The following is a 12726-nucleotide window of genomic DNA, read 5'->3' as shown; positions in this document are numbered from 1 at the left end:
CGTGTCGCCGGTTGTCACTCGGCCTCGGCGAAGTCGTAGTGGAACTGGTTGTCGCGGCTACTGATACGTACCCCGGCCAACGGCTTGCCTTCGAGCATGCGGGTGAGGAACTCGCGGCTCATGTCCGGCAACAGCGTGTTGGTGAGGATCGCGTCGATCATCCGGCCGCCGCTCTCGGTCTCGGTGCAGCGCGAGACGATCAGCTCGACGACGCCCTCGTCGAACTCGAACGGCACCTTGTGGGTCGCCTCCACGCGCTTCTTGATCCGCCCCAGTTGCAGGCGCGAAATGGCCTTGAGCATGTCGTCGCTGAGCGGGTAGTAGGGGATGGTCACCAGGCGGCCGAGCAGCGCCGGCGGGAAGATCTTCAGCAGCGGCTCGCGCAGCGACTTGGCGATGGCTTCCGGCTCGGGCATCAGTTCCGGGTCGGCGCAGAGGCTGGCGATCATCTCGGTGCCGGCGTTGGTGGTGAGCAGGATCAGGGTGTTCTTGAAGTCGATCACCCGGCCTTCGCCGTCCTCCATCACGCCCTTGTCGAAGACCTGGAAGAAGATCTCGTGGACATCCGGGTGGGCCTTCTCCACTTCATCCAGCAGCACCACGCTGTAGGGCTTGCGACGCACCGCCTCGGTCAGCACGCCACCCTCGCCGTAGCCGATGTAGCCGGGCGGGGCGCCCTTGAGGGTGGAGACGGTGTGGGCTTCCTGGAACTCGCTCATGTTGATGGTGATGACATTCTGCTCGCCGCCGTACATGGCCTCGGCCAGCGCCAGCGCGGTCTCGGTCTTGCCCACCCCGGAGGTGCCGGCGAGCATGAACACGCCGATCGGCTTGCTCGGGTTGTCGAGGCCGGCGCGGGAAGTCTGGATGCGCTTGGCGATCATCTCCAGCGCGTGGTCCTGGCCGATGATGCGCTTCTTCAGGTGCCGGTCGAGGTTGAGCACGGTGTCGATCTCGTTGCGCGCCATGCGGCCGACCGGGATGCCGGTCCAGTCGGCGACCACCGAGGCCACCGCCTGGTAGTCCACGGTCGGCAGGATCAGCGGCTCTTCGCCCTGCAACGCGCTCAGTTGCGCCTGCAGTTCGGCCAGCCGCGCATGCAGCGCCTGGCGCTGTTCCTCGTCGAGACGCGCCTCGCCTTCGCCCAGCGGCGCGCCGCCGGCGTCCACCGCTTCGGCGGCGGCGCGCAGACGGGCGCGGGTCTCCAGCAGTTCGTCGACCAGGCGTTTTTCCTCGGCCCAGCGCTGCTCCAGGGCGGCCAGGCGCTCGCGCTCCTCGGCCAGCAGGGTCTCGGCGTTGCGCTGGCGTTCGGCGGTGGCGACGCCGATGGCGCTCTCGCGGCGGATGATCGCCAGCTCGGTTTCCAGCGCCTCGATGCGCCGGCGGCTATCGTCGACCTCGGCCGGCACCGCGTGCAGGCTGATGGCGGTGCGCGCGCAGGCGGTATCCAGCAGGCTCACCGACTTGTCCGGCAGTTGGCGCGCCGGGATGTAGCGGTGCGACAGCCGGACCGCCGCCTCCAGCGCCTCGTCGAGGATCTGCACCTGGTGGTGCTTCTCCATGGTCGACGCGACGCCGCGCATCATCAGGATGGCCTTATGCTCGGACGGCTCGTCCACCTGCACCACCTGGAAACGCCGGGTCAGCGCCGGGTCCTTCTCGATGTGCTTCTTGTACTCGGCCCAGGTGGTCGCCGCCACGGTGCGCAGGGTGCCGCGCGCCAGGGCCGGCTTGAGCAGGTTGGCGGCGTCGCCGGTGCCGGCCGCGCCGCCGGCGCCGACCAGGGTGTGGGCTTCGTCGATGAACAGGATGATCGGCTTCTCGGAACTCTGCACGTCTTCGATCACCTGGCGCAGGCGCTGCTCGAACTCGCCCTTCATGCTCGCCCCGGCCTGCAGCAGGCCGACGTCGAGGGCGCGCAGTTCGACGTCCTTCAGCGCCGGCGGGACGTCGCCGGCGACGATGCGCAGGGCGAAGCCTTCCACCACCGCGGTCTTGCCGACGCCGGCCTCGCCGGTGAGGATCGGGTTGTTCTGCCGGCGGCGCATGAGGATGTCCACCAACTGGCGGATCTCCTCGTCACGCCCGACGATGGGGTCGAGCTTGCCGCTGCGGGCCTGCTCGGTGAGGTCCACGGTAAAGCGCTTGAGCGCCTCCTGCTTGCCCATCGCGCTCGGCGCCAGGGCGCCGCTGGCCTCGCCCGGGGCGGCGCCGGCGTTGAAGCCGTCGCTGGCCGACAGGCCGTTCTCCGGCGAGGCGCCGACGTACTCGTCGAAGCGCTCGGTGAGCGCCTCGACCTTGAGCTTGGCGAATTCCGCCGACAGCCCGGTGAGGGCATGGCGCAGGCTCGGCGTCTTGAGGATGCCGATCACCAGGTAGCCGGTGCGCACCTGGCTCTCGCCGAACATCAGGCTGCCATAGACCCAGCCGCGCTCCACCGCTTCCTCGACATGGGAGGACAGGTCGGTGATCGAGGTCGAGCCGCGCGGCAGGCGGTCGAGGGCCTCGGTCAGGTCCTTGGCCAGGCGCGCCGGGTCGATCCCGGACTGGCGGACGATCTGGTGCAGGTCCGAGTCCGGCAACTGGAGGATCTGGTGGAACCAGTGCACCAGCTCGACATAGGGATTGCCGCGCAGCTTGCAGAATACCGTGGCGGCCTCGATGGCCTTGTAGGCCAGGCTGTTCAGCTTGCCGAACAGCGCAACGCGACTGATCTCACTCATGTTCCTTCTCCTTGTGCTCGTGCGGCCGCGCAGTGGCGTACTGGCGGGCCAGCAGTAGATCCCTGGCGTCCTGGCCGGGATCGCCCAGCCAGGTGTTGAAACCGAGCCGCCCGCCGCCCTGCAGGCCGAGCGGGGGTACTTCGTGGCGTTGCAGGACCAGGTTGACGTCCCAGTCCAGCTCCTCGCCCAGGTATTCGGCGACCCAGGCGGCCAGCTCGACGAAGTGGTCGCCGTCGGGCAGGAAGCGCTGGTATTGATCGAGGTCCAGCGGCCCCAGGCGCAGGCGGAACTTGTGCTGGCGGTCCCAGACGTGGGTGCCCAGGCAGACGTCCATGCCCAGGCTCGTCGAGTCGACGCCGAGGCGGCTGCGCTCGGGCAGCTCCAGCCATTGGCCGACGTATTCCTCGACCGCCACCGGGACCTCGAAATACTCCGCGAGGATCACCCGCAGGCCGTCCGGGTAGCGGGTCTGCGCGGCGAGGTGGCCGGTGTAGTAGTAGCGTGCGGTGTCCGCCAGCGGCTCGCGCCCCCGCAGGCTCGGCATACCGCGCCCGGAGAGCGCGGCGAGACGCGCCGACCAGTAGTCGTCGTCGATCCGGTCGTGGCTGATCTCCGGCCGCGCCTCCGCCCAGGCCCGGTAGAACAGGGTCAGCAGGCGGTGGTGGAAGACGTCCATGAAGCGCTTGAAGGTCGCGTCGTTGACGTTGCGCTGGCGTTCCCGGGCGTATTCGGTGAGGTGCAGCGGCAGCGGCCCGTTGGGGCCGGTGAGGCCGAAGAAGAACTGGTCCAGGCGCGGCGTCGCGGCGGTGCCGGTGTGGCTCACCGAGGCCAGGGTCGAAGGCGCGAAGGTACAGTCGGGCTTCTGCCCGAGGCGCAGCGGATCGTCCGCCAGCCGCACCGAATGACCGAGGCGCGGCAGTTGCGGCGACTCGCACTCGATGCGCCGCAGCGCCTGGAAGAAGTCGTAGTCCCAGGGCGCCGCCGCCATCCCGGCGAGCAGGTTCAGAGGTTCGGACGGCTGCCCGGCTTCGCCTGCCATCTCATCACCTCGCCCCGTTCGCCGGTGCGCAGCACCGTCTCGGTAAAGCTGTTGATCGACACGTAGCGTGCCAGGAAGCGCTCGAACACGGCGCCGAGGAGGAACACCCCGGTGCCGCGGAACGCGTTCTCGTCGAAGTCCAGGGTGATCTCCAGGCCACGGCCGAAGACGATCGGCCCGGGCATCGGCAGGCGCCGCGTGCAAGGCTTGCTGCTGACCTCGCGCAGGCCCTCGATCTGCAGTTGCAGCGCCGGATCGCCGCTGTCGCCGTAGAGCCGCAGCAGCTCGCGCAGGGCGGCGGCGCCCTGGCCGCGCTCGGCCAGCGACAGGTAGTTCAGCGACAGCTGGCTGATCAGCCGCCAGGCGCTGGCATCGTGGGCACGGCTGGCGCGCGGCCGGCTCGGTCCGGCGAGGCAGCGCACCTGCATGACCGGGGCGCTGTCCTCCAGGGTGAAGTCGCTCTTGTGCGCGCCGATCGGCATGAACAGCGGCAGGTCGCGGTTGGTGCACAGCGCGGCGATGCCGAGCTGGCGCAGGTCGTGGCGATAGGGCGCCTGGTTGGCGTCGACCAGGGCGACGAAGGTCTCGCTGCCGACGTAGGTCGAGCGCGGGCCCTTGCGCCGCTGCTTGCTGGACAGCACGCGCGGTTCGCGGCGCACGCTGAAGTAGGCCTGCTCGCGGCCGTAGCGCGCCGGGTCGCGCACCGCGTAGAACGGTTGGAAGGGTTGCTCCGGACCGCTGCCGTGGCCGCTCACCTGTTGCAGCGAATGCACCTCGAAATCCAGCGGACGGGTGCGGTCGACGATCACGTGATGCTCGTTGACCCGGTCGGACAGGTGGATGCGGTCGCAGCGGCGCGGGAACAGGTTGATCGCCGGGGTGCAGAACGGCACCAGTTGCTCCGCGTCCACCGTGCCCTCCAGGCGCTGGTCGTGCTTGCCGAACAGCACGACCAGTTCCAGCTCCTCGCCGTGGCATCGACGCAGGGCGCGGTTCAGGCCGGAGAACTCGACGAACAGGAAGCGCGCCGGCAGGGCAAAGTATTCCTGCAGCAGGCGGTAACCCTGGAACGCCCGCGGCACCACCGGCAGCAGCGCGTCCTCGTCGTCGAAGCCACGCGCACGCAGGCTGCTCGTCGGCAGGCGTTCGACCCAGGCATTGTCCGGGGCGCGGACGAACACCGCGCAGGCGTTGCCGAGCAATTGTTCGTAGAGGCGGTAGGGTTGTTCGTCGGCGCCGTGCAGGTAGAGCGGCAGGGCGTCCAGCGACAGGCTGTCGAACGGGATACCGGCGCCGCTGCGCAGGCGGATGCGCAGGCCGGCCTTGGCCCGCGGCTCGCTGGCGGCGAGGCGGCCGAGCACCGCGGCGGGATTGCCGAAGTAGTCGGCCTGGGCCACTTCCAACGGCCACAGGGTCACCGGGTGGGCGGTGCGGTATTCGCAGGCGGTCTGGTCATCGGGGCCGAGCTGGCCGCGCAGGGAGGCCCCGCGCTCGACGCTGAAGCCGCTGCTCAGGGCGCCTTCGTTGGGGTCCGGGCGCAGCTGCACCACGGTCATCGACGGAGTCGGCGCCAGGTAGTGCGGGTAGGCGATTTCCAGCAGGTTGTGGGTGAAGGTCGGGTACTCCGCGTCGAGCTTCAGCTGGACCCGCGCGGTGAGATAGGCGAAACCTTCCAGCAGGCGCTCGACGTAGGGGTCGGCGCACTCGAAGCCGGACAGCGACAGGCGCCCGGCGATCTTCGGGAACTCCTCGGCGAACTCCGCGGCGCTTTCGCGGATGTGTTGCAATTCCTGGTTGTAGTACTCGAGCAGGCGCGGGTTCATGTACGCCTCCGCTCGCCCTGGGCGACGCGCACGTGGCCGGTCTCCAGGTCCAGGTTGGTGGTCAGCAGCAGGCGCAGCGGCGCCGGTTCGGCCCAGAGGTCACCCTCGATCTCGAAGCTCAGGGCGTTGTGGTCCATCTCGCCGGGCAGCAGTTGCGCGCGCACCCGCAACGAAGAACGGATGATGCGCGGCTCGAAGGTGGCGATGGTCTCGGTGAGCAGCGCCTCGATGGCATGCACGTCGACGCTCGACGCGGTGTGCCCGGCCAGCGCCGGCAGCCCGTAGTTGAGCACCGAGTTGCCGGCCGGCATCCGTGCGGCGGGGCCGTGGTCGAACAGCGAAGTGGTGTTGAACAGCCACGCCAGGTCGCGCAGCACCGAGGCCTTCAGCTGGCTCAGGGTCAGCACCCGGCGCTCCGCGGCTTCCTTGAGGTTGCCCGGCTCGTCGTCGGTGAGGCGGTCGAGCAGCGACGGCTGCAGGCGCTCCTGGAGGGTCAGTTCGGCCATGTCAGGCGTCCGTCGGCTCGAAGTCCAGCTCACGCAGGTCGAACAGCGCGGTCTCGCCGGCATCGGTGACGAACAGCCGCTGGCCGACCGGCAGGCCGCTGTCCAGCCATTCGGTCTTGCGCCCCAGGCGCGCGGCGTCGTCGCCGTGCTCGACGGTTTCCGCGTAGCGCGCCGGCAGCAGCGCGACGGTGGCGCCGCCGTTGGCCAGGGTCAGTTCGGCCGGCAGCCAGACCAGGTCGCGCAGGTCGCTCGGCGCCTCGACCTTGAGGCTGCGCAGGTTGCTCATCGGCAACCAGGCATAGCGACCGTTGACGATTACCTCGAGCACCGGGCCGAGGCGCGTGTCGGCATCTGCCAGCCAGGCGAACGGCGCTTCGCCGATCCGCCCGGGCACCGCCGGCGCGGCGTCGAAGGCCTGCTCGCGCAGGGCCTGGGCGGCCTCGCCATGGCCTTCGGCGTCCAGGCTCAGGGCCTGCAACAGCGGCGCGATCCATTCCGCCGGCTGGCCGAGGATCACCGGCGTCAGGCGCCCGGCGAACACCTCGCGGCGCAGCGCCTCGCAGTCGATGGCGGTGGAGTAGGTCTGTACCATCGGCAGCGCCGAGGCATCCAGTTCGCCGACCACCTTGAGCTGGTTCTGCGCCCGCGCCCACTGGCCCATCACGGCCAGCAGCTGGAACAGGAAGATCCGCAGGGTGGCGTTCGACGGCTGGCTGCGCACCTGTTCCTGCAAGGCTTTCAAGGCATCGTCCAGGCGCCCGGCGCGCAACAGTTCTTCGGCGATCATCGCGATACTTCCCTGTAGCCGGGAGCCCAGGCGCCCGGATGCGAATGAAGGGTCGGCCATGGCGCCCGGCGGACGCGACGGACGACCCGGTGGAATTCAGTACCTCCGGCAGGAGGTCGGGCGGACGAGGTCCGCGGCGCGCCGCGCGCGCCTTCGGCACCCGGCATGGCGGGCGCTCGCACCGGCCACGGCATGGCCTGGCCACGCCATGACCGGCAGCCGGCTCATCAGGCCTGCACGTTCTGGCGGATGTTCCAGCCGTACTTGACCGGACCGCCGTCCTTCGCGCCATCCGCCTTCTGCGGCTGGTAGTCGACCTGGACCTGGGCGAAGTTCAGGGTCACGTTCTCGGTCAGGCGATCCTCGCCACCGCTGCCGCCGGTGCTCACCGAGGACACCAGGACTTCCTTCAGGGTGATGATCAGGTACTCGACCTGGTTCTCGCCGCCGGCCTTGCGGATGGTCAGCTTCGCCTGCGGATAGTGCTTGCCGCTGGAGCAGGCCATCATCAGGTTGGGCGTGGACTTGTCGATGTACTTGGTGAACGACAGGTCCTGCACGTTGACCTTGCCGGCGCCGCCGCCACCGCCCATGTGCATCGACCCGGACTGGGACATGCCCCAGCTCCATGCCAGCACGTCGATTTCCTCGGCATGAGTCTTGTCCTTGGACTCACCCTTGACGTCGCCGATCTTGATGAACATATCAACAGCCATCTTTCCTCCCGTGTGGCTCGCGCCACTACGCTATGCAAGCGCCCGCCACCATGGCAGGCGCTGTCGTTGAATGCCTCAGGCCTCTTTGGCCGAAGGCAGCTTGGATACCAGGCGTAGCGATACCGTCAGTCCCTCGAGCTGGTAGTGCGGGCGAAGGAAGAACTTCGAGTTGTAGTAACCCGGATTGCCTTCGACTTCCTCCACCACCACTTCGGCCGCCGCCAGCGGGTGCTGGGCCTTGGTGGTCTCGGTGGAGTGGGCCGGGTCGCCGTCGACGTAGTTGAGGATCCAGTCCTGCAGCCAGCGCTGCATCTCGTCCTTCTCCTTGAAGGAACCGATCTTGTCGCGAACGATGCACTTCAGGTAATGGGCGAAGCGGCAGGTGGCGAACAGGTAGGGCAGGCGCGCCGCCAGGTTGGCGTTGGCGGTGGCGTCCGGATCGTCGTACTCGGCGGGTTTCTGCAGCGACTGCGCGCCGATGAAGGCGGCGAAGTCGGTGTTCTTCTTGTGCAGCAGCGGCATGAAGCCGTTCTTCGCCAGCTCCGCCTCGCGGCGGTCGGAAATGGCGATCTCGGTCGGGCACTTCATGTCCACGCCGCCGTCGTCGGTGGGGAAGGTGTGCGCCGGCAGGCCCTGCACCTCGCCGCCGGACTCGACGCCGCGGATCCGCGAGCACCAGCCGTAGAGCTTGAAGGAGCGGTTGATGTTGACCGCCATCGCGTAGGCCGAGTTGGCCCAGGCGTACTTGCTGCTGTCGGCGCCGTCGGTTTCTTCCTCGAAGGCGAACTCTTCCACCGGATCGGTCTTCGCCCCGTAGGGCAGGCGCGCCAGGAAGCGCGGCATGGTCAGGCCGATGTAGCGGGAGTCCTCGGACTCGCGCAGCGAACGCCAGCCGGCGTATTCCGGGGTGGTGAAGATCTTGGTCAGGTCGCGCGGGTTGGACAGCTCCTGCCAGGAACCCATGCCCATCACCGTCGGCGAGGCGGCGGAGATGAACGGCGCGTGCATGGCGGCGGAGATCTTCGCCATCTCGCCGAGCAGCTCGACGTCCGGCGGCGACTGGTCGAAGTAGTAGTCGCCGACCAGGCAGCCATAGGGCTCGCCGCCGAACTGGCCGTATTCCTCTTCGTAGAGCTTCTTGAAGATCGGGCTCTGGTCCCAGGTGGTGCCCTTGAATTTCTTCAGGGTCTTGTGCAGCTCCGGCTTGGAGATGTTCAGCACACGGATCTTCAGTTGCTCGTCGGTCTCGGTGTTGTTGACCAGGTAGTGCAGGCCGCGCCAGGCGCTTTCCAGTTGCTGGAAGTCGGCGTGGTGCATGATCAGGTTGACCTGGGCGGTGAGCTTGGCGTCGATCGCCGCGATGATCGACTCGATCGACTTGATCGCGTCGTTGGAGATCAGGCTGGTCTGCTCCAGGGCGTGCTCGGCGAGGGTCCGCACGGCGGTCTCCACCGCTTCGCGGGCGCGCTCGGTCTTGGGCTTGAACTCCTGCAGCAGCAGGCTGGCGAACTCGCTGGTCTGCTCGGTGGTGGTCTGGCCCTGGGCCAGGTTCTCGGTGCTCAATTCGGCCATGCTGGAATCCTCTTACGCCTGCGGCTCGTCGTCTTTGGGCTTCGGCGCGCTGGCCAGGGCCTGAAGCAGGGCCGGGTCCTTGATCGCCTTCATGATCATTTCCTCGGCGCCGGTCTTGCCGTCCATGTAGGTCAGCAGGTTGGCCAGTTGGGTACGCGCCTCGAGCAGCTTGTTCAGCGAATCGACCTTGCGCGCCACCGCGGCGGGGCTGAAGTCGTCCATGCTCTCGAAGGTGATGTCCAGGCTCAGGTTGCCTTCGCCGGTCAGCACGTTCGGTACGTTGAAGGCCACCCGCGGCTTCATCGCCTTCAGCCGGGCATCGAAGTTGTCCACGTCGATCTCCAGGAACTTGCGGTCGGCGACCGCCGCCTGGGGTTCGGCGGGCTTGCCGGCGAGGTCGGCCATGACGCCCATGACGAAGGGCAGCTGGACCTTCTTCTCGGCACCGTACAGCTCCACGTCGTACTCGATCTGCACGCGTGGCGCCCGGTTCCTGGCGATGAACTTCTGACTGCTGGTAGTGCTTCCCATCTTGTTTCTCCCTCGCGCGACGGCGGTTGTTAGCGCCGTCGGAATCGCCCCGGCGGCTTGCAGCGTTGGCCCGGACGGCCGCTAGGCGTTACTCGCTTTCCGGGCCTCGCAGGGTTTCGAACTGGGAAATCCCATCGGGGATGAGATTCCTCACGATTTCGGCGAAGTCGGCCGTCACCAGTGTCTTGGCGCGCTTGAGCAGCACCGGCACCGGGCTCGACGGCTCGTGGCGAACGTAATACTCGAGCAGGCGATCGAGCTGGCGCAGGACGTCTTCGCGGTTGGCGATCTCGCCGCTGGCACGCGGTGCCGGCGCGGCGACGGCTGCGACAGGCGCGGCGCCCCCCTGCTCGCCGGTGGCCGCTTCGGCGCCCGGCGCCAAGGGCTCGCCGGCGCCCTGCGGGCCGTACAGGTCGAACACCTGGAGGGCCTGGCGCAGCAGTTGACGAAGGGGACCGAGGTCGAGGCCCTGGGCCGAGCCGACCCGTTCGGCGACGCCGCTCTCGATGGCCAGGGCATGTTCCTGGGCGCCATCCAGGGCGCGCCGGGTGGCGGCCAGCGCATCGGCGTCGGCATCGGCGAAGGCGCCGGCGATCTGCTCGGGACTCAGGGTCTCGCTGGCGAAGCGTTGCAGCCCGGCGGCGTTCAGCGCGGCGCGCAGGTTGACCGGGCCGAACGCCCGCGAGCGCACCAGCGGGATCGCCCAGACCAGTTGCAGCAGCGGTTCGGCGACCAGGCCGGTGAGGGCGTTGATACGGAAGGTGGGGTCGTTGTCGTCATCGGCGTCGAGCAACGGATAGACGCCGTCCCAGTACTGGCCGAGCAGCTCGCGGACCAGCAGCAGGCCTTCGGCGAGCCCGCCCAGGCCGTCGAGGGCGACGTTGCTCTGCAGCAGCAGGTTGGCTACCCGCAGGTCCTTGCTACGGCCGAACAGCTCGCTGGCCAGCGCGCGTACGCGCGGCCACTCCGGCGGTTCGGCGGGCAGCACGGCATCGCCCATCTGGCGCTCGGGTTGGCCCTGGGCGATGCGTTCGAGTTCGAGGAACGCGGCGTCGTACTCCAGATCGTCGCCACAGGGCGAGTCCGGGGACACGGCAGCCAGCAAAACGGGTACATCCAGCACGGTGACGATCTCCCTATCATCGGAGCCGCTGCGCGGCCCTCACCTTCGCTTGTAAGATCCACTCCGTCGGATCTTGTAGGAGCCATTGATGAATATCGGATGACTCGAAAGGTTGGCAAAATTCTTGTGGCATGCCGCAAGGCTTGTCAAGGAAGGCACAACGCCACTAGTTGCATGACACCGCAGATCGGACAAATCTTTAAAAGACGTAGGATTAGTCTTTTATAATCCGGTACCACCCGATGTGTCTTCCCGAGGCGACGAAACGCCGGAAAGCCGTCGGGCCAGCCTGGATGCGAACCGAAATCCCTCGGGCACGGGGGTGAGCGCCTGGAAGAGCCGGGCGCTGGCAATGCAAGGAGTAGCAATGCCGCTGCGATTGACCATCACCAGCTACCACAAGCTGACCCCCGGTCAGTGTTCGGAAAAGGTACTGGACCAGGGACAGCTGACCATCGGTCGGGGCCCGGACAACGACTGGGTCCTGCCGGACCCGGAGCGCCTGGTCTCCAGCCGCCACTGCACCATCCTCAACCGCGACGGGGTGTACTACCTCACCGACACCAGCACCAACGGCGTGCTGCTGGTCAATGCCGGGCACCGCCTGCGCCGCGGCAACAGCGAGCCGCTGCAGGACGGCGAGACCGTCCGCCTCGGCGAATACGACATCCTCGTTCAGCTCGGCCATGACATCGCCCTGCCCGGCAGCGGCAATCCGCAGACCGATCCGTTCACCAGCTTCGACGCCCTGATGAGCCGGCAGGCCGCCGGATCGGCGCCTGCCTTCGCCGAACCGGCGCCCACCCCGCACCCCGCGGTGACGGCGCATTTCCAGGGCGGCTCGCCGCTGGACACCAAGCCCGACCTGTTCGACTTCCTCACCCCGCCGCCGCCCGGCGCGGCGCCGCGTCCGGACCATGTACCGGCCGAACAGCACGACTTCCGCCCGCCGGAACCGGTGATCCCGCCGCCCCCCGCGACCACCCCGGCGCCACCGCCCGCTGGCGGCGCACCGCTGATTCCGGCCGACTGGGACCCGTTCGCCGAACTGCTCGGCAACACGCCCGCGCCAAGCGCCACGCCCGTCGCCCAACCGCTGCCGACGGCCGAACCGACGCCGCTGGCGATGCCCTTCGCCGACCCAGGGATCACCCAACAGCCACAGCCACAGCCACAGCCACAGCCACAGCCACAGCCACAGCCACAGCCACAGCCACAGCCACAGCCAGCGAGCGTGGCGGCGCCGACGCCGCCGGCAAGCGCCGCCGCGACGGCCGGCGGCGACCTGCTGCAGGCGTTCCTGCGCGGCGCCGGCATGACCCAGTTGAAGGTCGACCCGGCCGGCGCCGAAGCGCAGATGGAAGCCATCGGCCGCAGCTATCGCGGCCTGGTGGAAGGACTGGTGGACGTGCTGCGCGCGCGGGCCAGCCTGAAGGGCGAGTTCCGCATGGCGCAGACCATGATCCAGCCGGTGCAGAACAACCCGCTGAAGTTCGCGCCGAACGTCGACGAAGCCATGCTGCTCCTGCTGCGCCGCGACAACCAGGCGTTCATGGCGCCGGATCGCGCGGTGGCCGACAGCTTCGAAGACCTCAAGGCGCACCAGCTGGCGGTGATGGCCGGCGTGCAGGCCGCCATCCGCCACCTGCTGGCGCGCTTCGAACCGGCCGCGCTGGAAGCCCGCTTCGGCAAGCCGGCCGGGCTTTCCGGCCTGCTGCCGGGAGCCCGCCAGGCACAGAACTGGGACAGTTTCACCGAGCTGTACGCGAAGATCCTGCGCGAGGCGGAGGACGACTTCCAGGAGCTTTTCGGCCGCGAATTCAGCCGCGCCTATGAGGAACACAGCGCTCGACTACGGCGTTCCTGACGCCAACGAACACCAGGAGAAACAACGTCAATGAGGACG

At 68.4% G+C, this 12726-nt stretch carries 10 protein-coding genes; 1 reads left to right on the top strand and 9 read right to left on the bottom strand.

The window, feature by feature from the left end; all coding sequences use genetic code 11:
* Nucleotides 1-14 precede the first annotated feature (14 nt).
* The 9 genes from tssH to tssA form a co-directional block, all read right to left on the bottom strand.
* A complete protein-coding gene (gene tssH / locus VQ067_RS00690; protein ID WP_031693485.1) occupies nt 15-2723 on the bottom strand; it encodes a type VI secretion system ATPase TssH in 2709 nt (902 codons plus the stop codon).
* Nucleotides 2716-3762: a type VI secretion system baseplate subunit TssG gene (gene tssG / locus VQ067_RS00685; RefSeq protein ID WP_003083679.1), complete on the bottom strand. Its 1047-nt coding sequence runs from the start codon at nt 3760-3762 to the stop codon at nt 2716-2718. Before tssG ends, tssH begins: the two co-directional genes overlap by 8 nt.
* Nucleotides 3726-5585, bottom strand: a complete 1860-nt coding sequence (gene tssF, locus VQ067_RS00680; RefSeq protein WP_003083676.1) for a type VI secretion system baseplate subunit TssF — start codon at nt 5583-5585, stop codon at nt 3726-3728. Before tssF ends, tssG begins: the two co-directional genes overlap by 37 nt.
* The gene (gene tssE, locus VQ067_RS00675; RefSeq protein WP_003111625.1) at nt 5582-6091 is read right to left on the bottom strand and encodes a type VI secretion system baseplate subunit TssE; all 510 of its coding nucleotides are present in this window, start codon (nt 6089-6091) and stop codon (nt 5582-5584) included. The genes tssF and tssE overlap by 4 nt, the downstream gene beginning before the upstream one ends.
* A 1-nt stretch (nt 6092) precedes the next feature.
* Nucleotides 6093-6938, bottom strand: a complete 846-nt coding sequence (gene tagJ, locus VQ067_RS00670; protein ID WP_003119488.1) for a type VI secretion system accessory protein TagJ — start codon at nt 6936-6938, stop codon at nt 6093-6095.
* Nucleotides 6939-7105: 167 nt separating this feature from the next.
* On the bottom strand, nt 7106-7594 hold the full coding sequence (gene hcp / locus VQ067_RS00665) for a type VI secretion system receptor/chaperone Hcp (RefSeq protein ID WP_003083670.1): 489 nt from the start codon (nt 7592-7594) through the stop codon (nt 7106-7108).
* A gap of 75 nt (nt 7595-7669) precedes the next feature.
* Entirely contained in the window at nt 7670-9166 is a 1497-nt protein-coding gene (gene tssC, locus VQ067_RS00660; protein ID WP_003104973.1) for a type VI secretion system contractile sheath large subunit, read from the bottom strand.
* Between the two features lie 12 nt (nt 9167-9178).
* Entirely contained in the window at nt 9179-9697 is a 519-nt protein-coding gene (gene tssB / locus VQ067_RS00655; protein WP_003083666.1) for a type VI secretion system contractile sheath small subunit, read from the bottom strand.
* 88 nt (nt 9698-9785) lie between these two features.
* A complete protein-coding gene (gene tssA, locus VQ067_RS00650) occupies nt 9786-10820 on the bottom strand; it encodes a type VI secretion system protein TssA (protein ID WP_033990906.1) in 1035 nt (344 codons plus the stop codon).
* Nucleotides 10821-11187: 367 nt separating this feature from the next.
* Here tssA and tagH point away from each other — a divergent pair, with 367 nt between their 5' ends.
* Nucleotides 11188-12687, top strand: coding sequence for a type VI secretion system-associated FHA domain protein TagH (tagH, locus tag VQ067_RS00645; protein ID WP_119564292.1), 1500 nt, complete (start codon nt 11188-11190; stop codon nt 12685-12687).
* The last annotated feature ends 39 nt before the right edge of the window (nt 12688-12726 follow it).

This window comes from Pseudomonas sp. KBN12P06040, assembly GCF_037574965.1.
Taxonomy (GTDB): domain Bacteria; phylum Pseudomonadota; class Gammaproteobacteria; order Pseudomonadales; family Pseudomonadaceae; genus Pseudomonas; species Pseudomonas aeruginosa.
Note: the sequence above shows the minus strand (reverse complement) of the source record. Positions and strands in the feature narration are given on the sequence as shown.

Coding starts and splice junctions, on each gene's coding strand:
- tagH (WP_119564292.1), top strand. CDS start 11,188: ATGCCGCTGCGATTGACCATCACCAGCTACCACAAGCTGACCCCCGGT.
- tssF (WP_003083676.1), bottom strand. CDS start 5,585: ATGAACCCGCGCCTGCTCGAGTACTACAACCAGGAATTGCAACACATC.
- hcp (WP_003083670.1), bottom strand. CDS start 7,594: ATGGCTGTTGATATGTTCATCAAGATCGGCGACGTCAAGGGTGAGTCC.
- tssB (WP_003083666.1), bottom strand. CDS start 9,697: ATGGGAAGCACTACCAGCAGTCAGAAGTTCATCGCCAGGAACCGGGCG.
- tagJ (WP_003119488.1), bottom strand. CDS start 6,938: ATGGCCGACCCTTCATTCGCATCCGGGCGCCTGGGCTCCCGGCTACAG.
- tssC (WP_003104973.1), bottom strand. CDS start 9,166: ATGGCCGAATTGAGCACCGAGAACCTGGCCCAGGGCCAGACCACCACC.
- tssH (WP_031693485.1), bottom strand. CDS start 2,723: ATGAGTGAGATCAGTCGCGTTGCGCTGTTCGGCAAGCTGAACAGCCTG.
- tssG (WP_003083679.1), bottom strand. CDS start 3,762: ATGGCAGGCGAAGCCGGGCAGCCGTCCGAACCTCTGAACCTGCTCGCC.
- tssE (WP_003111625.1), bottom strand. CDS start 6,091: ATGGCCGAACTGACCCTCCAGGAGCGCCTGCAGCCGTCGCTGCTCGAC.